The sequence below is a fragment of the Agromyces humatus genome (assembly GCF_021228295.1).
Taxonomy (GTDB): Bacteria; Actinomycetota; Actinomycetes; order Actinomycetales; family Microbacteriaceae; genus Agromyces; species Agromyces humatus.
In genome coordinates, this window is the sequence record NZ_JAJQPD010000005.1 from 295,830 (window position 1) to 321,562 (window position 25,733).

Here is a 25,733-nt window from a genome sequence, read left to right on the forward strand (position 1 = left end):
CGGGTCGCCGTGCCCCTCGGAGGGCGCGCGACCGACCCGCCCCTACAGACTACCCGCCCCCTCGTGTACCGACCACCCGACCGGAGACGCGCGTGCGGCTCCTCACGGACTGAGCAGGGCTTCGAACGGCGCGATCGTGACGATGCCGTCCACCTGGCGAGCGAGGTCCGCGTCGAGGGTCACGAAGACGTCGGCCTGCAATTCAGCCACCGCGACGAACTCGGCATTCGTCGTGTCATCCCAGTCGAGTTGCTCGGCGATCTTCCATGCGACCGCGCGCGAGACCCGGTCACCCAGAAGTCGGACGCGCAACGTCGTGAGCCTCTCCAGCTGCTCACGGGCGTCTTCGCGGCTCAACCTTCCGTCTCGTACCTCTCGGTAGAGGGAGGAGAGCACCCGCGAACGCAGCACGTTGGGCGCGACGAGTCGGTGACCCTCGGGCACCCTGATATCGTCACGCACCAGTCGCAGCGCCGTGAGCGCGTCGATCGCGAATCGTGTCATGGCCCCTCCTCGGTTTCGCCGTCTCGATGGTACGTCGACGGCATCAATGCGAAACGGCGGGCCACCGTCCGGTGGCCCGCCGTCTCATTGGAAGAGCAGCGTCACTCCTCGTAGCTGAGGCCGAAGCCGTAGGGGTAAAGTGCCCCGTCTTCGGTCTCGTCGTAGCCCGGCGTGTCGCTGTGCTGCTCGATGATCGCATCGCGGGTGCCGGCCAGCGCGAACGGCAACTTGCCCTGCGGGTTGAACTCACCCGACACGACATCCATGAGCGCCGCAGTGCTGTTGCCGAAGTTGGCGAGGATCGCACCGGCGTCACGCAGGCCGCTGGCCTCGTCGAGCACGAACGGCTGGCGGAAGTAGATGTCGAGAACGGTGTTCTCGGCACCGACCTCGGCCATGACCTCGTTCACCCGGTCGAGTGAGGGAGTGACCTCCCACGACTCGGCGTCCTTCATGCCGGTGAAGTCGAGGATGCTCGTCTCCCACGGGAAGGAACCACCGAAGCCCAGCCGGTTGTCGGTGCACGAGGTGCCGGGGGTGATGACGCACCGGTCCGACTCGCCGTACAGGCTCTGCCCGTCGAGGCCGTCGAAGCCCTCGATGACGCTCGGGTTGATGTGCTCGGGGTTGAGACCGTACGTCGTGCTGTTGCTGACGTAGGAGCCGGTGTTCACGTTCCGCGCGGTCATCGAGACGAGCGCGACGTCGGCGTCTGCAGCAGTGCGCGACTCGGCCGGGTCGTTGCCGTCGATGACGTCGTAGCCGGCGGCCGCGACCTGGTCGGCGTCGACGTTGCCGAGCACGTACAGGGTCTCGCCGCCCTCGAGCGGGAGGACGGTGTCACCCTCGACCTCCTGGTTCTGCAGGAGGACGGTGGACTTGCGCTGCAGGTCGACGGCGGTCGCACGGTTCTCGTCGCTGCCGACCGTGGCCGTGGCGACGGCGGGGTCGACGTACGGGTCCTCGAACAGGCCCAGCTCGAACAGCGGGGCGAGCAGTCGCTCGGCGGCGAGGTCCACGCGCTCAACGCTCACGAGGTCCTGGTCGACGAGGTCGATGATCGTCTGCACGCGGTTGAACCCGGAGAGCGTGTCGGTCCCGCTGTTGATCGCAGCTGCGACACGCTCGGGAACGGTCGCGTCTTCGAGGCCCCAGGCACGGTCGTTGATGATGCCCGTGTCGGAGTTCACGTAGCCGGCGAAGCCCATCTGGTCGCGCAGCAGTCCGTTGACGATCTGGTCGGAGAAGGCCATGCCGACCTCGTCGTAGTCCACGCCCTCGTAGGTGACGTCGACCGGCACGCCGTAGTACGGCATGATCGACGAGACACCGGCCTCGATGGCCGCTTCGAAGGGCTTGAGGTGGTACCCGAAGGCGTCACCGGGGTAGACCTGCGCCTTGCCGAAGGCGTAGTGCGGGTCGAAGCCGAGCTCCTGCGGGCCGCCGCCGGGGAAGTGCTTCATCGTGAGCGCGACGTCGGTCTCGGCGCTCAGGGAGTTGCCGTCCTTGCCGACCTCGCCCTGCAGCGACTTGACGAGCTGGCCCATGATGTTCGCACCCAGATCGGCGTCCTCGGTGAACGTCTCGTGCGTGCGGTACCAGCGCGGTTCGGTCGACAGGTCGGCCATGTAGCCGTACATGCCGCGGAGGCCGATCGACGACCACTCCTCGCCCATGACCTCGGCGAATTCCTCGACGACCGACATGTCGCCGTCGGTCGCCTCACCCGTGGCCAGGGCCTGCTCGCCGAGCGCGGCTGCCGCGATGCCGGCCTCCTTCGGGAACGCCGAGAAGGCGCCGGGGGCCTCGTTGATGCCGACGCGCACCTGGGCGTCGATGTGGTTGCGCGCGTTCGACTTGTAGAGCACCGGGATTCCGAGACGGGTCACCTCGCTCAGCTCCTGCATGCTGTTGGTGAAGGTCGCGGCCTCTGCCGGCGTGATCCTCGGCGTGCCGGTGCACGTGGCCTGGTCATCGCTGGTCACCACGTTGCGGAAGATGAACCGGTGCATCTGCTGGTTGTTGATGAAGTTGAGCCCGTTGGCCGGCACCGTGCCTCGTGTGCCGTCGGGCCCACAGGCCGCGTTCACCGTGTCGATGAGCATGAGGCCGGCCTTCTCTTCGAGCGTCATCTGCTCGACGAGGTCGTCGACGCGCTGCTCGACCGGCTTGCGCCAGTCCTCATACACGTCGAGCGAGCCGTTGGCGTTCAGGTCCTTGAACTCCCGGCCCTTGACCGTGATGATCTCCTTGGCACGCGCCTCGAGTGTCGGGGGCTTTCCATGGTTGCCCTCGTTCGTGGCCGACGCGGCGGCCGCGGCCTCGTTTCCCGTGCCGGGTTGGGGTGCGGCGGCGACGGCGCCGACTCCCACTGCAAACGTGAGTGGCAATGCCACGGCGAGGCCCACGAGGCCCCGCCGTCGAATTCCACGCGAAGCTGCTCTGATCAACAGTTCTCCTTTGAACAGGGTGTCGGGACACCCGCAGCCGGTCGGCTCCCCGTGCTGCTCGGATCATCCGATACGGAGCGCTCGCCGGCTCCCGGGCCGTTCCCGGGTTGAGCCAAGTGTCGGTGCGCCTCCGCCCGGGTGGCAAGCGGTTGCCACGGGTTGCATCGCGGCTACTTGTCCCCGACCTCAAACCACTCCGTGCCGTCACCCGGGCGAATCCGAGCGAGCCCCGCCAGTCCAAGCCCGTTGAGCACGCTCAGCACGCGGTCGACCACCTCGTCCCGCGCTGCCGCGGGGTCGATGTCGACATCGAGGTGCGCGCCGAACGCTCCGGAACCGGCACCGCTGACCTCGCCCAGGCCGGCAAGTGCCTCGTTCAACTCGTCCTCGACGTCGTCCCGGTCGATCGGTAGCGCGCGGTCGAAGCGAACCTCCATGAAGTCCATGGCTCCATCCTCACCCGAGCAGGTCGCCGAGGAACGGCTTGATCACTCAGGTACCGTCGTCGGTCGCATCCTCCTCGGCGAGTTCGGCGAGCACGTCGGTTGCATCGCGACTGCCACCCGCCGCGAGTCGTCGGAGCACGTCGAGGTCGCCCGTTTCTGCGGCGAGCTGAACGAGCTCGTCCATCGCATCGGTGCGGCCACTCTCGGCGAGCTGACGCAGTTCGGCCGCGTCCCCCCGCTCACCGGCCAGCTCCACCAGTTGTGCGGCCGCGTCCTGGTCGCCGCGAGCTGCTCGTTCTCGCAGGTCCGCGAGCTCGGCATCCGACATGACGCCTCCATTCGTTGACTCGACGGGGTCAACGTAGCGCTCGGCGGCCCCCGCCGCATCCGGCCCGTGCACCTCAGGGATGGCGTCGCTCGGTCGGTGGCCGCTGGCAGACTCATGCCATGACCACGAGCATCGGCACCCCGGGCGGCACCCCCGAGCGGCCGGCCATCTTCTTCTCCGGGCCCGACGAGTTCCGCGCCTGGCTCGAGGTCAACCACGCCACCGAGACTGAACTGTGGATGGGCCTGTTCAAGAAGCACGTGCCCGACGGCGGCCTGACCTGGGAACAGGCGGTACCCGAGGCATTGTGCTTCGGATGGATCGACTCGGTGTCGCAACGCATCGACGACGATGCGCGACGTCAGCGCTGGACGCCGCGCAAACCCTCGAGCATCTGGTCGAGCGTCAACATCGCCCTCGTCGAGCGACTCACCGCCGAGGGCCGCATGCGCCCGGCGGGGGTCGCCGCCTTCGAACGGCGGCGCGAAGATCGCTCGGGCGTGTACTCGCACGAGAATCCGAACAGCGAGTTTCCACCCGAGGCGGCTGCACGCCTGTCATCCGATGCCGCTGCCTCCGCATTCTGGAACGCAGCGACCGCGACCTACCGACGCCAGGTCACCCACTGGGTGCTTTCCGCGAAGCAGGAGGCCACGCGTGAACGACGGCTCGCGCAACTCATCGACGACAGCGCGGCGGGGCGGCTGGTGTCGTTCCAGCGCTACAGCGAGACCCCGAGATGGGTCGAGCGCGCCGCCGCGGCGGCGCGTGAAGCGGCATCCGATTCGAAGCAGGCGTGACGACGCAGGTGATACGAGACGATCTGCCCCGGTACGTGGGGTCAACGAGGCTGCCGGCGTCTTCGTCGACCCCCCGGACCCTCACGACCCAGGCTGCGGCAACAGCTTAGAGCCGCCGCTCGCGCTCAATCCGGGAGTTTGCTTCGAACTTCTTCGGCCGGGCGACGAACTGCGGGTGGACGCACACCATCGTGAGGAGCACAGTGAGGAGGGCATCCGAACAACAGTGTGATCCGCGTCCGACGAAGGAGTCACCATGGCCGGCGACACGACCTCGGCATCCGCGGCTGACGGTCCAGCCGACTACGCGCGCTTCGGGCTCGACCCGGTGACCATCGCCCCGTGGGAGGACGGCGCCCGCACCGACAACCGGCCCGGCACCTACGAGTGGTGGTACTTCGACGCGCATCTCGACGACGGGGCGAAGCTCGTGGTGGTGTTCCAGAACAAGGACGTCGTGAACCCGAATCAGCCCCTGTCGCCGCTGCTGCGCCTGAGCCTCGACCTGCCCGACGGCCGCTCGTTCGAGAAGCTGCTGAACCTGCCCGCAGAGTCGTGGGCTGCCGCGACCGACCGTGCCGATGTGCGGCTCGGCGATAACCGATTCGAGGGCGACCTGCACACGTACCGCATCACGGCGACGGCCGACGAGGTGTCGGTCGACGTGACGCTCACGGGTCAGATCCGACCGTGGCGGCCCGGCACCGGGCACATGCTCTTCGGCGCGAACCGCGAGCTCGAGTTCGCGTGGCTTCCCGCAGTGCCGCAGGGCGCGGTGACCGGCAGCTACACCGTCGACGGCGTGACGACTCCCGTCACCGGCGTCGGCTATCACGACCACAACTGGGGCAACGTGAGCCTGCTCAAGATCATTCACGACTGGTACTGGGCGCGTGGCCAGGCCGGCCCGTACAGCGTCATCGCGTCGTACATCACCGCGGTCGAGAAGTTCGGCCACGAGGCGATCCCGGTCTTCATGCTCGCGCGCGATGGCGAGATCGTGGCGGATGACCCATCGCTCGTGCGGTTCGAGACCGAGCGCGTGTACACCGACGACCTCACTGGCAAGCCCGTGGCATCCGTCGTTCGCTATTTCTACGAGCACGGCGACGATCAGGTGGTGGTCACGTTCACTCGGGAGCGCGACCTCACGCGAGCCCTGATGGTCGACGAATTGCCGCGCGCGAAGCGCTTATTGGCGAGGCTCATACGGTTCGACGGCGCGTACCTGCGTTTCGCCGGGCCGATGACCGTGACCGTGTTCCGGTCGGGGCAGCGGGTCGAGGAGTACTCCGACGACGCCATCTGGGAGCTGATGTACTTCGGGCACGCGCGGGTGCCTGCGACATCCTGAAAAGGAGGGCGTCAGTCGAACTCGACGCTGGTGTGGCGCGGATAGGCTCCGTGGGCGAGCTTCACGAGGCGGGCGTGCGCGTACTCGCACACGAGCGCGTGCCGGTAGACCATGCGTGGCACGTCGACATTGGAGTCCATCCAGAGACTCATGCCCGCGAGCTTCCAGTGCCGGAACGTGTCATCGTCGGTGACGAGGGCGAGGATCTCGAGGAACGAGTCGTCGAACCGGATGGAGTGCACCGCACGTCGGTACTCCTCGACCGTGAGCGCCATCGAGAACGGGATGTTCATGAAGCAGAGGGCGGTCTGGATGTCGAGGCGCAGCAGCCGGCGCCGCTGCCGTTCGGCGTCGAGCGGCGGGATGTCGAGCTGCGTGAAATCGAGCGTCTCGGGTCGCGTCACTTGTACCGCGTCGAGCGCGATGAGCAGGTCGTAGACGTTGACGTCGTGCTCGACGACGGCCTGGTCGCCGAGCCCGGCGAGGGCCTCGGGTCGCAGCGTGACCGGCTCCATCGAGACCGGCGTGTTGCGGATGATGAAGTTGACGAGGTTCGTCTCGACGACGAAGTGCCTGATGAGCAGCTCGACCGCGTCGGGCGACACGAACCGCCGAAGGAACCAGACGCACAGCACGTCCATCGTGTGCAGCGGCATCCACCGGAACGGCAGCACGCGCTTGACGATCGAGATGAGCGCGACCAAGATGCGCGAGACCACTCGCGCGATCGGGTAGAGCCAGCGCCGCGAGAGGCGGCGCTGGTCGTCGATGATCAGGCGCACCAGCGCGCGGTCGAGCGGCACCGAGGGGTCTGCGTACACCGCCTCCCACATGCTGGGATCGGAGCGCACGAACTCGGCCATGTCAGCGATCCAGCTCTTCCAGCTGCAGCGCGTACAACCGGGCGACGACCTCCGCGCAGCGGACGATCTCGTCGGCTGCGGTGTCGTCGATGATCCCCGAGATCAGGATCGCCTCGAGGTCGCCAGTGTGCTCGCTATCGGCCTGCTGGTGGTACTGCATGAAGTGCACCTGGTTGTCGGCGAGCCCGAGCACCTCCTGGAACCTCGACGCCCAGCCCGCCGCGCGCTTCGCGCCGAGTCCCTCGATGATGAACATCGCGCCGAGCAGCCCGACCGGGTTGGGCCGGTCGGCGTAGGTGAACATGTACCCCGAGAGCGCTTCGGAGCCGACGTTCTTGCGGCCCCGGCGCAGCTCGTCGAGCGTGCCGCCGATCGCGACGTAGTCGCGCTCGATCATGAGGAAGTCGCGGTGCTCCTCTTCAGCGTGGCGGATCGCCGCCGACCGCAGCTCGAAGTGGTCGATGTCGAAATTGGATGCCGCGCGCGAGATCCACGGCGACCCGTCGACGACCTGCTGGCGGAGGTTGAAGAGCAGCCGCTGGTAGTCGTCGATCGTCACGGTACCGTCGGCGAGCCGACGCAGCACGGGCACGTGCGCGAGGCGCTCCTCGAGTTCGATCCACACCTCGGCGAGCCGGTCTGCGAGGGTGTCCGCGCCGGCGGCTGCGTCCGCGTCGGCGGCGGATGTCGCAGCGGTGGTCGTGCTCGTCGACGTGTCAGTCATGTCGGGGCTCCTTGTTGATCCGGTGGGGCGACCACGGTGAGGTGGGCGAAGGCGAACGAGAATCGCCCCGACTCCGGCACCGCGAGCAGCACCGTCTCCCCCGGGGCGAATCGGCCGGTGCGCCACGCCTCCTCGAGCGCGATGAAGATGCTTGCCGAGCCGGTGTTGCCGCGCGTCTCGAGGTTCGAGAACCAGCGGTCGGTGTCGAGCGTCGGAATCCTGCGGCGCAGCCCATCGAACGCGAGGTCGCGGAAGACGTTGGTGCTGTAGTGGCACACGACGTGGTCGAGATGCGTGACGTCGACGAGACCGATGTCGACGAGCTCCTCGAACTGGCGAAGCCCGGCCTCGGCGAGCTCGTCGAGCATGCTGACATCCTGTCGCAGCACGAACATGCCGGCCGCCTCGGCGTCGGTGATGTCGACATCCTGCCACGTGCGGCCCACGCTCGTCTCGGCACCGGTCATGCCCGAACGCATGCAGACGTCATGCTCGTGTGCGAGCGAGACGTGCCGAACCCAGTCGAGTCGCAGCGACGGTCTGGTCGGGTGCGGCTGGAACTCGAGGACGACGGCACCGGCACCGTCGGACAGCATCCAGCGGAGGAAGTGCGAGTCCATGCCGGCGCGGATGCCGTCGAATCGAAGCTGACGGAGGCTGCGGCTCGCCAGCTCGGAGCCGACGACCGCGGCCCGCGGGTGGTCGCCGAGGCGGATCTTGGCGGCGGCGGCATCGAGCGCGGAAAGGCTTGATGCGCATACCCCGGACGCGGTCAGCAGTTGCATCGGTCCGCCGCCCAACCGACCGTGCACCATCGACGCGAAGCCCGGCACGAGCACGTCGCCCATCGTGGTCGCGCATGCCAGCATTCGCAGGTCGTCGGCGTCGATGCCCCGATCGTCGAGCGCCGCGCGGAGCGCCTTCACCGCGAGCTCCTCGTTGAGCTCGGTCGGCTCGCCGTGCTCGTCGAGTGCATAGTGCCGCTGCCGGATGCCATTGGCTTCGAGCACGCGGCGGCGGATGCGATCGGTGACCGGGTCGTCGCCGCCGAGCCGCGCCGCGATGCCGTCGTTGTCGACCGGATCTCCGGGCAGATACCGGCCGAAGCCCGTGAGGTATGCGGTCGCCGTCGTGCCCATGGTGATGACAGTAAGCCACGCGGCCGCACCGGTCCTATATCCGCGCACAGCGCGTCAGTCGCCGATCGCGCGCGGGTGTGTCGTTGAGCACGGAAGCCGCGGGGCATCCGCTGCGATGATGGATGGCATGACCGAGGCCACGACACCCACAGCGCATTCGCGCGGGGCCGGCCGGCCGCGCGTGCGCGGCCTCGTCGTCGACGACATGACGCGTTGCGTGCACTACCGGACCGAGGTCGACATCGTGGCGATCCGCTTCGCGTGCTGCGGCGAGTACTACCCGTGCCACCTGTGCCACACTGACACGGCCGACCACCCCGCCGAGCAGTGGCCCGTCGCGGAACGCGACCGCGAGGCCGTGCTCTGCGGGGCATGCGGCGCCGAGCTCACGATCGCGGCGTACCTCGCCACCACGGGGTGCCCGGAGTGCGGGGCGGCATTCAACGAGCGCTGCCGGCTGCACACGCACCTCTACTTCGAGACCGAGGCCTGAAGGGCGAGGCCACCCGGCACTTCTGGGGCTGGCCGACCAAACTCTGCGTTTGGGAGAGTTGACCATGGCCAGCACGCCGAGATCACCGTCGCCGGAAGACCTGCGCGAGTGCCTCGAGGAGACGCCACGAACCGTCTCGACGACTTCCGGAACTGTCGAGTACGCCGAGCGCGGAGACGGCGATGCGATCCTCGCCATCCACGGCACGCTCGGCGGATGGGACCAGGGCCTCGTGGGGGCGGAGTTCCTGCGCGTGAACGGGTTCCGGATCATCGCTCCGAGCAGGCCTGGGTACCTGGGAACGCCGCTCTCGACGGGACGCACGTTCGCACAACCAGCGCACCTACGAGGGCCTCGCGCACTCGATCGCCGAGATCGAGCTGAGCGACGCGGCCGCGTTCATCGCGAAGCACCTCGCCCCGTCAGCCGGGTAGCGCGCAGCGTCCATCCTCGCCGGGCCGGTCGAGCAGCGCGCAGGGCGTATCGAGACCCGCGAGACTCAGACCCCCGCGCCGCCTCCGCCGCCCCCGGACTCACGGCCGCGAGCGGCGCGCTCCTTGTCGCGCTCGGTGACGCGCACCTTCTCGGCGCGCACGGCGGCCTGCGTCGCCCGCTCCTGCACGAGCCACGCGGGCGGTGCGGCGAGCAGCGCCTTGATCTCGGCGGTCGTGAGCGCTTCGTCGATGCCGGCGCGCGACAGCCCCGAGTTCGAGACGCCGAGCTTGGCAGCCACCACGGTGCGCGGGTGCGGCCCCTCGCGGCGCAGCACCTGCAGCCACTCGGGCGGGTCGGCCTGCAGGGCGCTGAGCTCGTCGCGCGTGACGACACCCGTCCGGAACTCTTCGGGCGCGGCCTCGAGCAGGATGCCGAGCTTCTTGGCGGCGGTTTCGGGCTTCATCGACTGGGACTGACTCACCCTCACACCGTAGCCGATACCCTCTGAAGTACCGCCGATCGGCGGCGATGACGACGCTGGGGGTGCCGTGCCGCTGAGGCTCCGCTACGTGGCGGGGGTGAGCCCCGCGAAGTGGTTGCGCGCGTGGGGCGAACGACGCGCCGACCTGCCGCTCGAGGCCGTGCGCGTCGAGCAGCACGAGCAGGCCGACGGCCTCGCGTCGGGCGACGTCGACCTCGCATTCGTCCGACTCCCGATCGACACCGACGGCCTGAACGTCGTGCCGCTGTGGGAGGAGACCCCCGTGGCCGTGCTGCCGAGTGAGCACCCGCTCGCCGACCGGGCGACGCTCACCCTCGCCGACCTCGACGACGAGCCGCTCGCGCCGCAGCAACCCGACCCCGCGATGATCGTCGAACTCGTTGCCGCCGGCACCGGCTATGCCGTTCTGCCGCACGGCGTCGCGAGGTTGCACCACCGCAAGGACGTGGTCGCGATTCCGCTGTCGGATGCCCCGATCACACGCATCGCGCTGGTGTGGCGCATCGAGCGCGACGACGACGACATCCAGGAGTTCGTGGCCGTCGTGCGCGGACGCACGGCTCGCAGTTCGCGCGGCGCGACCGACGAGGCACCCGCCGCCGACCCCAAGGCCACTCGGGCAGCGAAGCGCGCCACCGCGCAGCGGACGACCGCGAAGCAGGCCGCGGCGAAGCAGTCCGCCAAGCGGGCGAGCCGCGCCCGCTCGCGTCGGAGGGGCCGATGAGCGCGCGACCCTTCCTCTTCATCTCCGCGCGGCCCGAGGTCGAGGCCGTCGGCCCCGAGTACGAATCGGTGCGGCGGGCCAGCGGCCTCGACGCCTCGCGGCTCGAGCACCTGCGCCTCGACATCGACCCGCTCGACGCGGTCGACCCCGACGCGTTCGCCGGCATCGTCGTCGGTGGCAGCCCGTTCAACGTCACCACGGCCGACGAACGCAAGCATCCCGTGCAGCGCAGGGTCGAGGCCGAACTCGCGCAACTGGCCGAGCGCGCGTTCGATGCCGACCTGCCGTTGCTCTTCACGTGCTACGGCATCGGCGTGCTGACGCTCGTGCTCGGTGGCACCGTGGGCACGCTGCATGGCGAGGAGACGGCGGCGGTCGAGATCGAGTTGACCCCGGACGGCCGCAGCGACCCGCTCGTCGGGGTGCTGCCCGATCGGTTCGAGGCCCTCGTCGGCCACAAGGAGGCCACCGATCGCCTGCCCGACGGCGCCGTGCTGCTCGCCTCGTCGGCGGCCTGTCCGGTGCAGATCTATCGCGCGGGGGCGCGGGTGTATGCCACGCAGTTCCACCCCGAGGTGTCGACCACGGACTTCGTCGCCCGGGCCGAGGTGTACCGACACCACGGATACTTTCCGGCGAGCGAGCTTCGCGAGGTCAGCGAACGGCTCGCCGCGGCATCCGTCACCGAACCGCAACGACTGCTGCGCCGCTTCGTCGACCTCGCCGACGCGTGACGCGACGCGACGTCGCGTCGCGTCACGCGCAGACGATCAGGCGCTCTTGCTGCGGCTTCCGCGGGTGATGAGACCCCAGATCAACAGCACGATGATCGACCCGGCGATCGCCAGCAGCCACGTGCCGAGATCCCAGAACTCGGTGAGCCCCCGACCGAAGATGAGGCCGCCGATCCACCCGCCGAGCATGGCGCCGATGACGCCGAGCAGCAGCGTGATGAACCAGCCGCCCGCCTGCTTGCCAGGCAGGATGAGCTTGGCGATGGCGCCGGCGATGAGGCCGAGGATCAGAAACGCGAGGAAACCCATCTTTGCTCCTTCGTTCAGGTAGCTGCACTCAATCACTCTGCGTGCCCGCTGGCAAGGACCTGCGAGCGTGTCGGCGACGACGAAGGCTCCGGGAGCTCACGCTGCGCTCGGCGCCGGCAACGGGTACACGCGGCGCAGCAGCATGCGCTGGCCGAGCGTCCATGCGACCGTGACGAGCAGGTAGAGGCCGGCCGCGAGCGGGACGAACACCGCGATCACGGCGGTGATGAACTGCGCGAGGCCGAGGAGGCGCAGCGCGGTCGGGTTCTCGAGCGGCGAAGCGGATGCCCCGGGGCCGGAGCCGCCCGTCGTGGCCTGCGGTTGCGTGGCCTGCGGTTGCGTGGCCTGCGGCGTGAACACCCGGCGCGTCACCTCGCCGACCGCGGCGATCATCACGATCACGGCGCCGAAGACGAGCAGCACATCGAGCGTGACGGTACCCGAGGCGATCGAGCCCGCGAGACTCGACCCGAGCGGCACACCGAGGAACGTGTGCGTGAGCAGCTGGTTCGCGTGCCCGGCGATCGTGGGCAGGATGAAGAGTGCGTAGATGATGCCGACGACCGGCGCCTGGATGAGCATCGGCAGGCACCCGGCGAGCGGTGTCGTGCCCTCCGACCGGTAGAGCGACATCATCTCGCGCTGCAGACGTTCCGGGTTCTTCTGGTGCCTGCGCTGCAGCGCGGCGAGCTGTGGAGCCAGCCGCGCGCGGGTGCGCTCGGCTTTCGCCTGCGAGACCCCGACCGGGATCAGCGCGGCGCGCACGAGCAGGGTGACGAGGACGACGGCGGCGGCCGCGCTCGTGACGCCGACGAGCGGTTCGAGCAGGTCGGCGAGCCCCATGAGCACGGCGTGGGCGCCGTCGAGGAGTGCGGCGATGGGCGGGAAGGCGTAGAGGTCCATGAGCTGAGGTGCTCCTTGCGGTCGAGGGATGCGGGATCCGTCTGGCCGCGAGGGGTCGCCGACCCGCCCGCTGGGCGAGCGTCGGCTGGGCGAGAGGTTCGCTGGCGCGCAGTGCGCCGGCGCGGAGTGCGCTGGCGCGAACCGGTTCGCTACGCGGCCGGGATGCCGCGGCCCGGGGCCCGGGGCCGGGCACGCCCCGGCGCGTCGGGGTCGCTCTGCGCGAGCAGGCGCCACGGGTCGGCCGTCTGACGGAACCGCGTCGAGGCACCGCTCGGATCGGCGGCGACGAGCGCCGGAAGAGCTCGACATGTGGTCACGATGACCGCGACGGCGGCCGCCCCGACGACGCCCAGCAGGAGCACCGCGAGGTGCGTGTTCGACGCCACCGCGAGCTCGAGCGATGCCTGGGTGAAGCGGAGGAACGCGGTGATGAGCTCGAACACGCGATCACCTCCGGACGTCTCGTCGGCACCGTGCGGGTACCCGCGTCAACGGTAGCACCCGCGTTTCGCGATCCTTCCACGAAACGAAGAACCCCGCGATCGGCGCGATCGCGGGGTTCTGATGGCGGTACCGGTGGGATTTGAACCCACGGTGCGCTTTCACGCACACAACTTTTCGAGAGTTGCACCTTCGGCCGCTCGGACACGGTACCGAGGACGATCTTAGACGACGACGCCCAGACCACCAAAACGAGCGGATGCCGACCCGCGTTCAGCTGTCGTTCAGCGTGCTCTCATACCTTCTTCGTCGTGGTTCAGTCGAGTCGAGTCGCTCGTGCGCTGGTGGTCGCCGCTGTCCTCGCCGCAGGGGGCGCGGTCGCGGCATCCGCATGGCGACGATTCCGAGCGCGACTGAAGGCCAACTCCCTCGTGCTCAACGAGACGCTGCCCGTGCACTCGAAATGGTGGCGCGACCATGCGAAGGAGAAGGGCGATCTGCTCTACGTCGCCATCGGCGACAGCGCGGCGCAGGGCATCGGGGCGAGCAGCCCGAACCGCAGCTACGTCGGCGTGCTGGCCGACGAGATCCGCGCGGTGACCGGGCGCACGCTGCGGGTCGTCAATCTCAGTGTCTCGGGGGCGACGGTCGAGCTCGCGGTGCGCGACCAGCTGCCGCGGTTCGTGAAGCTGAGTCCCGATATCGTGACGGTCGCGATCGGGGCGAACGACATCGCCCTGTGGGATCCGGCGGAGTTCGAACGCGGCATCCGTGAGATCTTCGCTGCGCTGCCGTCGCACGCGCTCGTCGCCGACCTGCCGTACTTCTACTTCCCGAAGAACGAGCGCAAGGTCGCGGTGGCCAACGGCATCGTTCGGCGCGTGGCGGCCGAGCATCGGCTGACCGTCGTCCCGCTGCACGCCGAGACGAAGCATCAGGGCATCCCGGGCATGCTGACCCAGTTCGCGATCGATCTGTTCCACCCGAACGACCACGGCTACCGGGTGTGGGCGAACGCGTTCGCGCCGTCGCTCGCCGCCCAGCTCGTCGAGCGGTTCGAGACCCCAGAGACCGCGCCGTAGCCTGCGAGGTCGTCGCCGGCGGCACGGCGGCGATCGGATGTCGCAGGCCGAGCTTAGGCTCGGAGCATGGCCCGTCCCACCTCCACGTTCCGCTGCACCGAGTGCGGTTGGAGCACCGTCAAATGGGTGGGCCGCTGCAGCGAATGCCAGCAGTGGGGCACCGTCGTCGATGTCGCCGAAGCCACCGGCATCGTGCGCGCGGTGCAGGCCGTGCAGCTCGGCGAGTCGCGCACGGCGCGGCCGATCGTCGACATCGAGACCACCGATGCCGCGCACCGTCCGACCGGCATCGGCGAGTTCGATCGGGTGCTCGGCGGCGGCATCGTCGCGGGCGCGGCCATCCTGCTCTCGGGCGAGCCCGGGGTCGGCAAGTCGACCCTGCTGCTCGAGGTCGCGGCGAAGGTCGCGGCAACCGGGCGGCGCGTGCTCTACGTCACCGCCGAAGAGTCCACCGCGCAGGTGCGGCTGCGTGCCGGGCGAACGGGCGCACTGCACCCCGAGCTGTACCTCGCCGCCGAGACCGATCTCGCGACGGTCCTCGGGCAGGTCGACGCGGTCTCGCCCGACCTGCTCATCGTCGACTCGGTGCAGACCGTCGCGTCGTCGCTCAGCGACGGGCTGCCCGGCCAGCCCAGCCAGGTGCGTGAGGTCGCGTCCACGCTCATCCGCGTCGCGAAAGAGCGCCAGCTGCCGCTCCTGCTCGTCGGTCACGTCACCAAAGACGGCACGATCGCCGGGCCGCGCTTGCTCGAGCACCTCGTCGACGTCGTGTGCCAGTTCGAAGGCGACCGGCAGAACGCGCTGCGTTTCGTACGTGCACTGAAGAACCGGTTCGGGCCCACCGACGAGGTGGGCTGCTTCGAGATGACGGGTGATGGCATCGCCGAGGTCGCCGACCCCTCGGGGCTGTTCCGTTCGAGCGGCCGCACGGCGGTCAGCGGAACCTGCGTCACGGTCGCCCTCGAGGGTCGGCGGGCTCTGGCCGTCGAGGTGCAGGCGCTCGTCGTCTCGACCACCGCGCCACAGCCACGCCGCATCGTCAACGGGGTCGACCCGTCACGAGTGGCCATGATCATCGCGGTGCTCGAACGCCGCGCGGCGTTCAAGGCGCTCGGCGCCAACGACGTCTACGTGTCGACCGTCGGCGGGGTGCGCCTCGCCGAACCCGGTGCCGACCTCGCCATCGCCGTCGCCATCGCCTCGGCGGTGCGCGACACCGCGGTGCCGCACGAGCTCGCCGCGTTCGGCGAGATCAGCCTCGCCGGCGAGGTGCGCCCCGTGAGCGCGGCCAAGCAGCGCGCCGCCGAGGCCAGGCGCCTCGGGTACACGATGATCCTCGACGTCGAGGTCGGCACCGTGCGAGCGGCGGTCTCACGGGCGATGCTGAGCGCGGCCGAGCTGCTGGGCAGCGCGCGCGAGCGAGAACTCGACGCGGCGTTCTGAGGTCGCCGCTCCGACGCGGGCTCGTCCGACGCCGACTCGTCCGACGCCGGTCGTTTCCCGACGCTATGCCTCGAGCGCGCGCAGCAACTCCGAGGGCGGCGCCTGCATGGGGTGCGGCCCGGCGATGTCGAGGAACACCGTCGTGATGGTCGACTCGTGGTGCTGCAGGAAGGTGCGCAGCCACTGCGGACTGTGCAGCCCGACCGACTGGGGCAGGTTGGGTGGCAGGTTCGCCGCGTCGCTGAAGAGCAGCAGCGCGACTTCGCCCGTCTTCGGGTCGCGGTAGGTCCACACCTCGCCGTCGAGCGGCCGGTCGCGGGGCGCGGGCTTCATGAGCGGAACCACCGTGTTGCCATGTCGCAGCGCAAGCGCGACTGCGGCGACGTCGTGTCGTTCGAGCGCTTCAGCGAGCGCCTGCGACCGGAACTCCACCGGCGCGGGCGCCGCCTTCTTGCGTGACTTGCCTGCCATGGTTCAAGGCTAGCGAGGGTACGCCCGGCAGTCGGCCTCGGCCGATGCGGATCCGCCCGCGCCGGCTCGGTCGCGACATCCGCACCGTGCTCAATAGAGCAGGAACTGCTTCTTCTCGGCAGATTCGAATCCGTCCACCGAGACCGCGAGGTGGTACGACGCACCGCCGGCCGGAACCGCCTCGCGTGGGCCTTCGCAGGTCTCGGGTGTCGATCGCGTGCGGTCCCAGACGATCGGTGCGCTCGAGCTGATGGGTGTGCCCGGGATGAGCGAGACCTCGGCATCGATCGGGTCGACCTGGCAGTCGGTTGACGACCAATAGACCTCGGTACCGCTCGTGATCGTGAAGAGTTGGGCCTTGGTGCCGGCGTTCAGCACGCAGATGTTCTTGCCGGTGTTCGTGATGGTGACCGACAGTTGCGGCTGCTCGCCGGCTTCGTACGATGACTTGTCGGTGACGGCCTCGACCGTGATCTTCTCGGGGGCGCACGGATCGCCGTCGACGGCCACCGGCTCGGTCGGGATCGTCGTGGGCTCGGGCTCGTTCGGCGCCGCAGTCGGCGTGTTCTCGGGGGCGGTGCCGGAGTCGTCGCCCTGGCTCGCGCCCGGGCGCACGAAGATGAGCACGACCGCCACGACGACCGCGACGAGACCCAGCAGCACGACCAGCCGACGTCGACGGTACACCTGCGGCGATTGACGCCCGGCCGGTGGTGGGTTCGTCGACATGCACACAGGGTACGGCCGGGGGTGCGCGGCGAGCGGCAGCCGCCCGGCGCGCCGGACGAGCGCTCAGATGAGCTTCAGCATGCGGGTGTTGCCGAGCGTGTTCTGCTTGACGCGCGCGAGATCGAGGAACTCGGCGACACCCTCGTCGTGCGAGCGCACGAGCTCGGCGTACACGTCGGGGTCGACGGTCTCGTGCCCCATGTCCTCGAAGCCGTGGCGCGTGAAGAACGCGACCTCGAAGGTGAGGCAGAACAGGCGGCTCAGGCCGAGTTCGCGAGCCTCGGCCTCGAGTTTCGTGAGCAGGGCATGCCCGACGCCGTGTCCGAGCCACGAATCCGCGACGGCGAGGGTGCGGACCTCGCCGAGGTCTTCCCAGAGCACGTGCAGGGCCCCCGCGCCGATGACCTCGCCGTCGGCCGACTCGGCGACGCGGAACTCCTGGACGGCCCCGTAGAGGTCGACGCGCTCCTTGCCGAGCAGGATTCGTCGGGCGACGAGCGGCTCAACGAGTGCGATGATCTTCGGCACGTCGCTCGTGCGCGCCCGGCGCACCTGGAACTGGGTCATCCGCCCATCGTATTCCGGCTCGCGGTGTCTGCCGGATCAGGGGATTCTCCCGACACGCCGGCTGTTACGGCCGCCGCGACGGCGTGTCGCGAGAATCCCCTGATCCGGCAGACGAGCGATGGGCAAGGACGAGGGCGAGGGCGGGCGGGCACGGCGAAGGGCGGATGCCGCAGCATCCGCCCTTCGGTGTCGTCGTGCTACTGGCCCGAGGCCGCGAGGTCGGGCGTGGCCGGGCCGGTGCCGAGTGCGGCGTTCGTGTTGACGCCGACCGCCACGGGCAGGGCCCGTTGCGTCGTCGTGAACACGAACTGGCCGTCCTTGAAGTCGACGTGCACGTGGTCGCCCGAGTTGAGCTCGCCGTGCAGGATCTTCTCGGACAGTCCGTCTTCGACCTCGTGCTGCACCGCACGGCGCAGCGGCCTGGCGCCGAGGGCCGGGTCGAACCCGACCTCGATGAGACGCTCCTTCGCAGCGAGCGTGAGCTCGACCGTCATGTCGCGGTCGAGCATGCGCTCGCTGAGCCGCTTGATGAACAGGTCGACGATCTGCAGCAGTTCGGGCTTCGAGAGCTGCGGGAACACGATGATCTCGTCGACGCGGTTCAGGAACTCTGGCTTGAAGTGCTTCTTCAGCTCTTCGTTCACCTTGCCGCGCATGAGGTCGTACCCGGTGCGCGGGTCGCCCTCGAGCTGGAAGCCGACGGGCCCGCTCGAGATGTCCTTCGTACCGAGGTTGGTCGTCATGATGATGACCGTGTTCTTGAAGTCGACCACGCGACCCTGGCCGTCGGTCAATCGACCCTCTTCGAGGATCTGCAGGAGCGAGTTGAAGATGTCGGGGTGGGCCTTCTCGATCTCGTCGAAGAGCACGACGCTGAACGGCTTGCGCCGCACCTTCTCGGTGAGCTGGCCGCCCTCTTCGAAGCCGACGAAGCCGGGAGGGGCGCCGAACAGCCGCGAGACCGTGTGCTTCTCGCCGTACTCCGACATGTCGAGCGAGATCATCGCCGCCTCGTCATCGAAGAGGAACTCGGCGAGCGCCTTGGCGAGCTCGGTCTTGCCGACGCCCGTGGGGCCGGCGAAGATGAACGAGCCCGAGGGGCGCTTCGGGTCCTTCAGGCCGGCGCGCGTGCGGCGAATCGTCTTGGCCAAGGCCGAGATGGCCTCCTCCTGACCGATGACGCGCTCGTGCAACGCCTTCTCCATGAAGACGAGACGCGAGCTCTCCTCTTCGGTGAGCTTGAAGACGGGGATGCCGGTGGCCTGCGCGAGCACCTCGGCGATCAGGCCCTCGTCGACGACCGCGGTCGTCTTCACGTCGCCCGACTTCCACTGCTTCTCGAGGCGCAGGCGCTCGCCGAGCAGGTTCTTCTCCTCGTCGCGCAGCGACGCGGCCTTCTCGAAGTCCTGCTCCTCGATGGCGGTCTCTTTGGCGGCCCGCACCACGGCGATCTTCTCGTCGAACTCGCGCAGCTCGGGCGGGCTCGAGAGGATCGAGAGGCGCAGGCGCGCGCCGGCCTCGTCGATCAGGTCGATCGCCTTGTCGGGGAGGAACCGGTCGGAGACGTAGCGATCGGCGAGGTTCGCCGCGGCCACGAGGGCGCCGTCGGTGATGGAGACCTTGTGGTGTGCCTCGTAACGGTCGCGCAGCCCCTTGAGGATGTTGATCGTGTGGGGCAGCGACGGCTCGGCGACCTGGATCGGCTGGAAGCGGCGCTCGAGCGCGGCGTCCTTCTCGAAGTGCTTGCGGTACTCGTCGAGCGTGGTCGCGCCGATGGTCTGCAGCTCACCGCGGGCGAGCAGCGGCTTCAGGATGGAGGCGGCGTCTATCGCGCCCTCGGCGGCACCCGCACCGACGAGCGTGTGGATCTCGTCGATGAAGACGATGATGTCGCCGCGCGTGCGGATCTCTTTGGTGACCTTCTTCAGGCGCTCTTCGAAGTCACCGCGGTAGCGCGAACCGGCGATGAGCGAGCCGAGGTCGAGTGAGTAGAGCTGCTTGTCTTTCAGGGTCTCGGGCACCTCGCCCTTGACGATCGCCTGCGCGAGGCCCTCGACGACGGCGGTCTTGCCGACGCCGGGCTCGCCGATGAGCACGGGGTTGTTCTTCGAGCGACGCGAGAGGATCTGCATGACCCGCTCGATCTCTTTCTCGCGGCCGATCACGGGGTCGAGCTTCGATTCGCGCGCGGCCTGCGTGAGGTTGCGGCCGAACTGGTCGAGGATCTGCGAGCCGCCCTGCGGCTGCTGCTGGTCGTTGGCACCGACCTGCACCTGCTCTTTGCCCTGGTAGCCCGAGAGCAGCTGGATGACCTGCTGGCGCACGCGGTTGAGGTCGGCGCCGAGCTTGACGAGCACCTGGGCGGCGACCCCCTCGCCCTCGCGGATGAGGCCGAGGAGGATGTGCTCGGTGCCGATGTAGTTGTGACCCAGCTGCAGCGCCTCGCGAAGCGAGAGCTCGAGCACCTTCTTGGCGCGCGGCGTGAAGGGGATGTGACCGGTGGGCTGCTGCTGGCCCTGGCCGATGATGTCTTGCACCTGCTCGCGCACCGCGTCGAGCGAGATGCCGAGCGATTCGAGCGCCTTGGCGGCGACGCCTTCACCCTCGTGGATGAGACCGAGCAGGATGTGCTCGGTGCCGATGTAGTTGTGGTTCAGCATCTTGGCCTCTTCTTGGGCCAGGACGACGACACGACGGGCTCGGTCGGTGAATCTCTCGAACATGCTCTACTCCTCACGACCCCGCTGGGTAGGGGCGCCGATACAACGAGCGTAAACACTCCGGATGCCCCGTGGGCGGGTGTTCGCCGTGGGCGCAGCGCCGCGGCGGCGTGTGACGCGACGATCGGGCGGCCGGATGTCGCGGCCACGACGTTCCACGGTTGACAGCGGCCCGCGACATCCGTAGCTTATCGTTTATCGTTATTATCGAATATCGTTAGGATCTGAACCGATGGCCACGACCACGCACGCGAATCCCCGGCATTCCATCACGCGCGCCGATGCGGTGAGCCTCTGGCTCTTCATGGCCGCGGGCGCGGCCATCGCCGTCTGGGTCACGTGGACGGCCGTCGCTCGCATCATCGCGGTGCTGCCCAACCGCGACGTCGCCGTGCTCGCCCCGTTCGCCGGCACGCCGGCAGAAGCGCCGATCGGCCCCGACGGCGCGCCCGTCACGGTCGAACTCGAGCAGGCGGTGCTCACGGTGCCCGAACTCCCGATCGCCTCGGTGTGGGCGGTCGTCATCCAGCAGGTCGTCCTGGTGGTCGCCGTCGTCGCGGTCGTCACCGCCCTCATCTGGCTCAGCCGCAACGTCGCGCGCGGTGTCGTCTTCTGCCGCACGAACACCGTGCTGGTCGCGACCGCCGGCACCGTCGCGCTCCTCGGGTACTTCGCGGTGCCCTTCTTCGGCAACATGGCGTCGAACGGTGCATTCGCGGTGCTCAGCGAGCACACGTTCAACAACGTCATCATGACGGTCGACCCGTTCGCGCTCGTGCTCGGCGCGTTCGTCGTCGCCCTCCTCGGCACGGTCTTCGCGATCGGCGAGCGCCTCCAGCGCGACACCGAGGGGCTCATCTGATGGCGCCCGCCGAGCCCGATGAGGCCACCGACGTGCACTGCCGGCTCGACGAACTGCTCGAGCGGCGCGGCCTGACGCTGACGCGCCTCGCCGAGCTCGTCGGCGTGAGCGTGGTGAACCTCAGCGTGCTGAAGAACGACCGAGCACGGGCCATCCGCTTCTCGACACTGCAGGCGATCTGCGACGCGCTCGAGTGCGAGATCGGCGAACTGCTCGTGCTTCGGCGCTCGCCGCCCGGCCCGGCTACTTGATCGGGACCTCGACCTCGGTGCCCATGACCTCGACGAAGAGCGGTTCGGTGGTCGTGACGTCGTACGGCGTCCAGAAGAGGGTGGTGTGCGGCACGAAGTCCATGGTGCAGATCTCGTCGGCGGGGCGCTCGACGAGCGAGATCGCGACGCGGTTGCCCTCGCCTGCCGGTTCGAGCACGCGGATGTCGCTGCCCACCACCGGGCACGACGAACTGCCCGAGATGGTGAGGGCGAGCTGCCCGCCGTCGGCCCACCAGACGACCAGCGGCTCGTCGTTCGGTTCCATCGGGTCGACGGCCTCTTCGGCCTCTTCGCCTTCGGAGCCGGGTACGCCGGCCTCATCGGGCCCGGCACCCACGTCGACCGCGGTCGCCTCTTCGGGCACCGGTCGACCCGGGAAGTCCTCGGCCGCGCCCCCGGGCGGCGTGCACGCCGAAAGCAGGACGAGCGACGAGAGCGCCACTGCGATGAGGCCGGTACGGCGAAGACGCACGGAGGGAGCCATGCCGCCATGCTAGCGGTCGACGGTGCCGAGTTGGGGGTATCGGAAGGGAACGGATTCTGCACCGCTGCCGGCTCGCCGCGCGCGGGTAGCATGCCGAACATGAGCAATCTCGAGAAGGAGCCGCTCGAACTCGTGTGCCCGCCCGATGCAACGCGCAGCCTGACCGTGCAGGTGCTGACCCCGCGTGAGGTGCCGCTCGGCGGGCCCCGCGCCATGAACGTGCGGCGCACGCTCCCCCAGCGCGGTCGAACGACGATCGGCGCCTGGTGCTTCGCCGACCACTACGGCCCCGACGACGTCGGCACGACGGGCGGCATGGTCGTGCCGCCCCACCCGCACACCGGGCTGCAGACCGTGAGCTGGCTCTTCGAGGGCGAGATCGAGCACCGCGACTCCACGGGCAGCCACGAGGTCGTGCGACCCGGAGAGGTCAACCTGATGACCGCGGGGAGCGGCATCTCCCACTCCGAGGTGTCGACGCCCGAAACCACGCAGTTGCACGGGGTTCAACTCTGGGTCGCGCTGCCCGATGGCTCGCGCAATGTGCTCCCCTTCTTCGAACACGCCGAGACCACACCCGTCACGATCGACGACGCCACCGTGCGCGTGTTCGCCGGGTCGCTGCCCGGCGTCGGCCACGACCCCGACCACGGGTCATCCGTCGCCGTCTTCTCGCCGCTCGTCGGCGCGCAGGTCGAGCTGCCGGCCGGCGGCGAGGCGTGGATCGACCTCGACCCCGCATTCGAGCACGGCGTGCTCGTCGACCGCGGCCCCGTGCGCGTCACGATCGCGGCGCTCGACGACGAGGCCGACGACGACACCGGCGGCGCCGACCCGCTCACCGTCGCCGGGCACGGCGCCACCCTCGAATGGAGCCAGCTCGGGTACCTTCCGGTCGGGCATGAGGGCGTGCGCCTGACGGCTGCGGATGCCCCGGTGCGAGTCCTGCTCATCGGCGGCGAGCCGTTCGGCGAGGAGATCGTGATGTGGTGGAACTTCATCGGACGCAACCACGACGAGGTCGCCGAGTTCCGTCGGCAGTGGCAGGCCGACGTCATCGGCCGTGACAACCCCGACGGCAGGTTCGGCACCGTCGGCGGCTACGACGGCGCCGCGCTGCCGGCGCCCGAGTTGCCGACGGTTCGGCTGAAGCCGCGGCACTGAGTTCCGCGCCGCGCTGACGGCGAACGGCGCCGGACCGGGGTCGACCGGTCCGGCGCCGTTCGAGGCATCCGCTCGCTACGGTGCAGGAACCTCCGCGCCCTCGGTGCCGGCCCAGAACAGGCCGCGTGCGAGCTGGCTGAAGCCGCCCACGGGGTGAGTGCGGAAGTTCAGCGACGTGCCGAACATCAGCACCTTCGAACCTGCCGCGGACTCGGCCGACACGACCGACGCCTGACCTGCGGCATCGGCGATCGTACGGCCTGCCTGCGTCGACGCCCAGTGACCCGAGACGAACGGGTCGCCCGTCGCGTAGGTCTGCTCGACCACGGCATTCGCGCCGAGGCCCGAGTACCAGACCGCCGGGTACACGAACGCGTTCTCCTGCGGATACGTCGACAGCAGGCCGCCGTCGGCGTCGGTCACCGAGACGATGCCGTTCGAGCCGCTCGTGCCCTGCGTCGCCGTCGAGGTGACGAGGCCGAACGCGTTCGAGAAGGCGGCGATCGCCGTGCCCTTGCCCGCGACGCCCTTGCCCGTCGCGAGGTAGTCGGCGACCTCGGTGCGGCCGGCGGCCTGGCTTGCGTTGAACGCGAGGTTCGCACCGACCCAGAGCACGTCGACGTCGTCGAGCTGCACCTGGCCGCTCGTGAGGTTCGCGGTCGTCACCTGCACGATGTCGTCGAAGCCGAGCTTGCCGAGGGTCACCCGCTCGTCCTGGCTGCCGGAGTAGGCGACCCGGAGTTCGTCGAGCCCGGTGCTCTCCTCGGTGGCGAGACGGGAGCCGTCGGAGGCCGTGAACGTCACCCCGAACTCGTCGGCCGCCGCGGTCGCGGCCGCATACGATGTCGAGTCGTCGCCGATGATGACCGAGCCGTCGTCGAACGCCGACACCGCGACACCGTCGTCGAGCAGGGCGTTGACGGTCTGGTACTCGGCGACCCCGCTCGTGGCGAGCTCGAGGTACGAGCCCGCAGCCGGCACCGAACCGGTGGGCGCCGCCTCGGCGACCCGCACGAGCTCGACGTCGAGTGCCGGGTCGGTGGTCGACCCGACCGCGACGACGTCGGCGCCCCAGAGCAGCGCGAGACTCCACGCCGAGATGTCGTACATGTCGGGCACGCGCTCGGAGATGTCGGAGCCGTCGGCGAGCAGCACGTTGGCCATGCCGCGCAGCGGCTGATGCATGTCGACCACGTACGAGCCCTCGGCGTACTCGACGCCGTCGGCGGCGAACGCGGTCGTGGCGCGCGACACCTCGACGCCGTTCGCGATGAGCTGGTCGACGAGCGTCGCCGCGTCGGTCGCGGAACGCTGCGACCCGTCGACCGGGATCACGTAGGCACGCGGGAGCTCGGCGGTGTAGACGTCGGTCTCGTCCCAGATCTCGGCCCACTGGTTCGGCTCGGGGACGCTCGCCGGGTCGATGTCGGCCGGCACGGTCACGAGCGGTTCGCCCGCGACGCCACGTCGGAAGATCTCGATCTGGTTGCCGAGCAGCACGTCGGAGTTCTCGGCGACATAGTCGACCGCCGTCTCGATCACCACGCCGGCGACCTCGATGTTGACCTTCGCGTTGGCCTGGTTCGTCGCCTGGTTGTTCGTGCGTCCGAGCGGGAGTTCGACCGTGTTGGTGATCGCGCCCTGGTATGCGACGTACTGCGGCGTGAAGATCGGGGGCCAGTCATCCCAGCCCGCACGGATGTCGCGGTAGGGGATCTTGATCTTGCCCGTGTTCTCGAGCGTCGCGCTCCCGTTGTCGGCGAGGTACGTGTTGCCCGGGATGTTCGCGCCGACCACTGCCTGCTCGATCTCGAGGGCCGCGGCATAGGCGTGCGGAAGGAACAGGTCGTACTCGTAGTTCTCACCGTGCGGCGGGCCGCAGGGCTCGACCTGCAGCACGCTCGTGTAGCCGTGCAGGTCGACGAAGAAGGTCGGCTGGATCACGCTCGAGAGGTCGCGGATGATTCGGGACTCGGGTGTCGCGCCGGTGATCATGTCGCGGTTGATGTCGAATCCGTCGGCGTTCGCGCGCTGCCCGAGCGCCCGTCCGTCGGGGTTGTTCGTCACCGTGAAGTAGAGGCGGTAGTCCTGCAGGACGTCGCGCACTTCGGGCCACGGCGCCGTGGCGAGGTGCTCGATGTAGTTCAGCACCGCATCGGTGCCCTCCCACTCGTTGCCGTGGATGTTCGAGTTGAACCAGACGGGCACCTTGTACTGGTTCTGCAGCGGCGTGTTCTTCGCCGCCGCGGCCGGGTCGGACTTGATGAGTTCGCGCCACGCGGTCTGCTTGGCCGTCTGCGCCTTCGTCTCTTTGGCGGTCAGCGTGACGAGGTGGATGTCGCGACCGAGCGTCGACTGCCCCACCACCTGGGCCGAGATGCGGTCGCTCTGCGCCATCAGCGTGTTCAGGAACGGCGCGATCTCGTCGTAGGGCGTGACGCCCCGCGCGATCGAGGCGTCGGTGGGATCGTCGGGCACCGTCGGCAGGAGGGGCTGCGACGGGTAGCTCGAGGGTGGAACCACGAGGGTTGAGATCGGCGTGGCGATCGGCGAGGCTGCGAGGCGCTCGAGCGCGGTCGCCGGGGCCGCGCCGACGACGAGCGTCGCTGCGGTGACCGCTGCGACGCTCGCTCCGGCGAGGAGTCGTTGGAACGACATGGTGCTCCGTTTCGTTCGGTTCGGAAGGTGGAACGGGCACGACCGCCGACGCGGGTGTGCAGGGCGGACGCAGCCGATGACACAGGACGAAGAGGAAATCCTGCGCCAACTGGCGGTATCCATCACTCTTGC

27 protein-coding genes and 1 tRNA gene are annotated in these 25,733 nt (G+C 69.2%); 10 read left to right on the forward strand and 18 right to left on the reverse strand.

Going from position 1 to position 25,733, the window contains the following annotated elements; all coding sequences use genetic code 11:
• Positions 1-102: 102 nt before the first annotated feature.
• The 4 genes from LSF15_RS10845 to LSF15_RS10860 all read right to left on the reverse strand — a co-directional run bounded on the left by LSF15_RS10845 (position 103) and on the right by LSF15_RS10860 (position 3,728).
• A complete protein-coding gene (locus LSF15_RS10845) occupies positions 103-504 on the reverse strand; it encodes a type II toxin-antitoxin system VapC family toxin (RefSeq protein WP_232498549.1) in 402 nt (133 codons plus the stop codon).
• 101 nt (positions 505-605) lie between these two features.
• Positions 606-2,900, reverse strand: coding sequence for a glycoside hydrolase family 3 protein (locus tag LSF15_RS10850; RefSeq protein ID WP_232498550.1), 2,295 nt, complete (start codon positions 2,898-2,900; stop codon positions 606-608).
• Positions 2,901-3,124: 224 nt separating this feature from the next.
• Positions 3,125-3,400, reverse strand: coding sequence for a hypothetical protein (locus LSF15_RS10855; protein WP_232498551.1), 276 nt, complete (start codon positions 3,398-3,400; stop codon positions 3,125-3,127).
• A gap of 46 nt (positions 3,401-3,446) precedes the next feature.
• Complete coding sequence (locus LSF15_RS10860) at positions 3,447-3,728, reverse strand: hypothetical protein (protein ID WP_232498552.1); 282 nt, start codon at positions 3,726-3,728, stop codon at positions 3,447-3,449.
• A gap of 119 nt (positions 3,729-3,847) precedes the next feature.
• Between LSF15_RS10860 and LSF15_RS10865 the strand changes: the two genes are divergently transcribed.
• Both LSF15_RS10865 and LSF15_RS10870 read left to right on the forward strand, forming a co-directional pair.
• Positions 3,848-4,528: a YdeI/OmpD-associated family protein gene (locus LSF15_RS10865; protein WP_232498553.1), complete on the forward strand. Its 681-nt coding sequence runs from the start codon at positions 3,848-3,850 to the stop codon at positions 4,526-4,528.
• Between the two features lie 256 nt (positions 4,529-4,784).
• The gene (locus LSF15_RS10870) at positions 4,785-5,882 is read left to right on the forward strand and encodes a lipocalin-like domain-containing protein (protein ID WP_232498554.1); all 1,098 of its coding nucleotides are present in this window, start codon (positions 4,785-4,787) and stop codon (positions 5,880-5,882) included.
• An 11-nt stretch (positions 5,883-5,893) separates the two neighbouring features.
• On the opposite strand, the gene LSF15_RS10875 is transcribed toward LSF15_RS10870, so the two are convergent.
• The 3 genes from LSF15_RS10875 to LSF15_RS10885 are packed head-to-tail and all read right to left on the reverse strand — an operon-like array spanning position 5,894 to position 8,608.
• The gene (locus LSF15_RS10875; RefSeq protein ID WP_232498555.1) at positions 5,894-6,745 is read right to left on the reverse strand and encodes a DUF6999 family protein; all 852 of its coding nucleotides are present in this window, start codon (positions 6,743-6,745) and stop codon (positions 5,894-5,896) included.
• Between the two features lies 1 nt (position 6,746).
• Positions 6,747-7,469, reverse strand: a complete 723-nt coding sequence (locus LSF15_RS10880; protein WP_232498556.1) for an iron-containing redox enzyme family protein — start codon at positions 7,467-7,469, stop codon at positions 6,747-6,749.
• On the reverse strand, positions 7,466-8,608 hold the full coding sequence (locus LSF15_RS10885; protein WP_232498557.1) for a 3-oxoacyl-[acyl-carrier-protein] synthase III C-terminal domain-containing protein: 1,143 nt from the start codon (positions 8,606-8,608) through the stop codon (positions 7,466-7,468). Before LSF15_RS10885 ends, LSF15_RS10880 begins: the two co-directional genes overlap by 4 nt.
• Positions 8,609-8,735: 127 nt before the next feature.
• Between LSF15_RS10885 and LSF15_RS10890 the strand changes: the two genes are divergently transcribed.
• On the forward strand, positions 8,736-9,101 hold the full coding sequence (locus tag LSF15_RS10890; RefSeq protein WP_232498558.1) for a CHY zinc finger protein: 366 nt from the start codon (positions 8,736-8,738) through the stop codon (positions 9,099-9,101).
• A 499-nt stretch (positions 9,102-9,600) separates the two neighbouring features.
• Here LSF15_RS10890 and LSF15_RS10895 read toward each other — a convergent pair whose 3' ends face one another.
• Positions 9,601-9,999 (reverse strand): DUF5997 family protein, encoded by a 399-nt coding sequence (locus LSF15_RS10895; RefSeq protein ID WP_269756386.1) that lies wholly within the window; start codon positions 9,997-9,999, stop codon positions 9,601-9,603.
• A 115-nt stretch (positions 10,000-10,114) separates the two neighbouring features.
• Here LSF15_RS10895 and LSF15_RS10900 point away from each other — a divergent pair, with 115 nt between their 5' ends.
• Both LSF15_RS10900 and LSF15_RS10905 read left to right on the forward strand, forming a co-directional pair.
• Positions 10,115-10,762 (forward strand): LysR family transcriptional regulator substrate-binding protein, encoded by a 648-nt coding sequence (locus LSF15_RS10900; RefSeq protein WP_232498560.1) that lies wholly within the window; start codon positions 10,115-10,117, stop codon positions 10,760-10,762.
• A complete protein-coding gene (locus LSF15_RS10905) occupies positions 10,759-11,496 on the forward strand; it encodes a glutamine amidotransferase (RefSeq protein ID WP_232498561.1) in 738 nt (245 codons plus the stop codon). The genes LSF15_RS10900 and LSF15_RS10905 overlap by 4 nt, the downstream gene beginning before the upstream one ends.
• Before the next feature lie 36 nt (positions 11,497-11,532).
• Here the strand turns inward: LSF15_RS10905 and LSF15_RS10910 are convergent, their stop codons facing one another.
• From LSF15_RS10910 to LSF15_RS10925, 4 genes are all read right to left on the reverse strand, one after another.
• The gene (locus tag LSF15_RS10910) at positions 11,533-11,805 is read right to left on the reverse strand and encodes a GlsB/YeaQ/YmgE family stress response membrane protein (RefSeq protein WP_232498562.1); all 273 of its coding nucleotides are present in this window, start codon (positions 11,803-11,805) and stop codon (positions 11,533-11,535) included.
• A 96-nt stretch (positions 11,806-11,901) separates the two neighbouring features.
• On the reverse strand, positions 11,902-12,708 hold the full coding sequence (locus tag LSF15_RS10915) for a YidC/Oxa1 family membrane protein insertase (RefSeq protein ID WP_232498563.1): 807 nt from the start codon (positions 12,706-12,708) through the stop codon (positions 11,902-11,904).
• Between the two features lie 149 nt (positions 12,709-12,857).
• Entirely contained in the window at positions 12,858-13,151 is a 294-nt protein-coding gene (locus LSF15_RS10920) for a DUF6412 domain-containing protein (protein ID WP_232498564.1), read from the reverse strand.
• Between the two features lie 122 nt (positions 13,152-13,273).
• Positions 13,274-13,363, reverse strand: a tRNA-Ser gene (locus LSF15_RS10925).
• A 97-nt stretch (positions 13,364-13,460) separates the two neighbouring features.
• On the opposite strand from LSF15_RS10925, the gene LSF15_RS10930 reads away from it, so the two are divergent.
• Entirely contained in the window at positions 13,461-14,231 is a 771-nt protein-coding gene (locus LSF15_RS10930) for an SGNH/GDSL hydrolase family protein (protein WP_232498565.1), read from the forward strand.
• A gap of 66 nt (positions 14,232-14,297) precedes the next feature.
• Complete coding sequence (radA, locus tag LSF15_RS10935) at positions 14,298-15,674, forward strand: DNA repair protein RadA (RefSeq protein ID WP_232498566.1); 1,377 nt, start codon at positions 14,298-14,300, stop codon at positions 15,672-15,674.
• Between the two features lie 63 nt (positions 15,675-15,737).
• Here the strand turns inward: radA and LSF15_RS10940 are convergent, their stop codons facing one another.
• From LSF15_RS10940 to LSF15_RS10955, 4 genes are all read right to left on the reverse strand, one after another.
• Entirely contained in the window at positions 15,738-16,145 is a 408-nt protein-coding gene (locus LSF15_RS10940; protein WP_232498567.1) for an SseB family protein, read from the reverse strand.
• A 90-nt stretch (positions 16,146-16,235) separates the two neighbouring features.
• Positions 16,236-16,874, reverse strand: a complete 639-nt coding sequence (locus LSF15_RS10945) for a hypothetical protein (protein WP_232498568.1) — start codon at positions 16,872-16,874, stop codon at positions 16,236-16,238.
• Positions 16,875-16,937: 63 nt separating this feature from the next.
• Positions 16,938-17,441: an amino-acid N-acetyltransferase gene (locus LSF15_RS10950; RefSeq protein ID WP_232498569.1), complete on the reverse strand. Its 504-nt coding sequence runs from the start codon at positions 17,439-17,441 to the stop codon at positions 16,938-16,940.
• A gap of 197 nt (positions 17,442-17,638) precedes the next feature.
• On the reverse strand, positions 17,639-20,164 hold the full coding sequence (locus tag LSF15_RS10955) for an ATP-dependent Clp protease ATP-binding subunit (RefSeq protein ID WP_232498570.1): 2,526 nt from the start codon (positions 20,162-20,164) through the stop codon (positions 17,639-17,641).
• A 229-nt stretch (positions 20,165-20,393) separates the two neighbouring features.
• Between LSF15_RS10955 and LSF15_RS10960 the strand changes: the two genes are divergently transcribed.
• Both LSF15_RS10960 and LSF15_RS10965 read left to right on the forward strand, forming a co-directional pair.
• Positions 20,394-21,023, forward strand: a complete 630-nt coding sequence (locus LSF15_RS10960; protein WP_232498571.1) for a hypothetical protein — start codon at positions 20,394-20,396, stop codon at positions 21,021-21,023.
• Positions 21,023-21,274, forward strand: a complete 252-nt coding sequence (locus LSF15_RS10965; RefSeq protein WP_232498572.1) for a helix-turn-helix domain-containing protein — start codon at positions 21,023-21,025, stop codon at positions 21,272-21,274. Before LSF15_RS10960 ends, LSF15_RS10965 begins: the two co-directional genes overlap by 1 nt.
• Here LSF15_RS10965 and LSF15_RS10970 read toward each other — a convergent pair.
• Positions 21,267-21,779: a hypothetical protein gene (locus LSF15_RS10970; protein WP_232498573.1), complete on the reverse strand. Its 513-nt coding sequence runs from the start codon at positions 21,777-21,779 to the stop codon at positions 21,267-21,269. The two genes, LSF15_RS10965 and LSF15_RS10970, sit on opposite strands and share 8 nt — an antisense overlap.
• A gap of 99 nt (positions 21,780-21,878) precedes the next feature.
• Between LSF15_RS10970 and LSF15_RS10975 the strand changes: the two genes are divergently transcribed.
• Positions 21,879-22,943 carry a pirin family protein gene (locus LSF15_RS10975; protein ID WP_232498574.1) on the forward strand — a complete coding sequence of 355 codons (1,065 nt, stop codon included), beginning with the start codon at positions 21,879-21,881 and terminating at the stop codon, positions 22,941-22,943.
• A gap of 75 nt (positions 22,944-23,018) precedes the next feature.
• On the opposite strand, the gene LSF15_RS10980 is transcribed toward LSF15_RS10975, so the two are convergent.
• A complete protein-coding gene (locus LSF15_RS10980; RefSeq protein ID WP_232498575.1) occupies positions 23,019-25,601 on the reverse strand; it encodes a M14 family zinc carboxypeptidase in 2,583 nt (860 codons plus the stop codon).
• Positions 25,602-25,733: the final 132 nt, after the last annotated feature.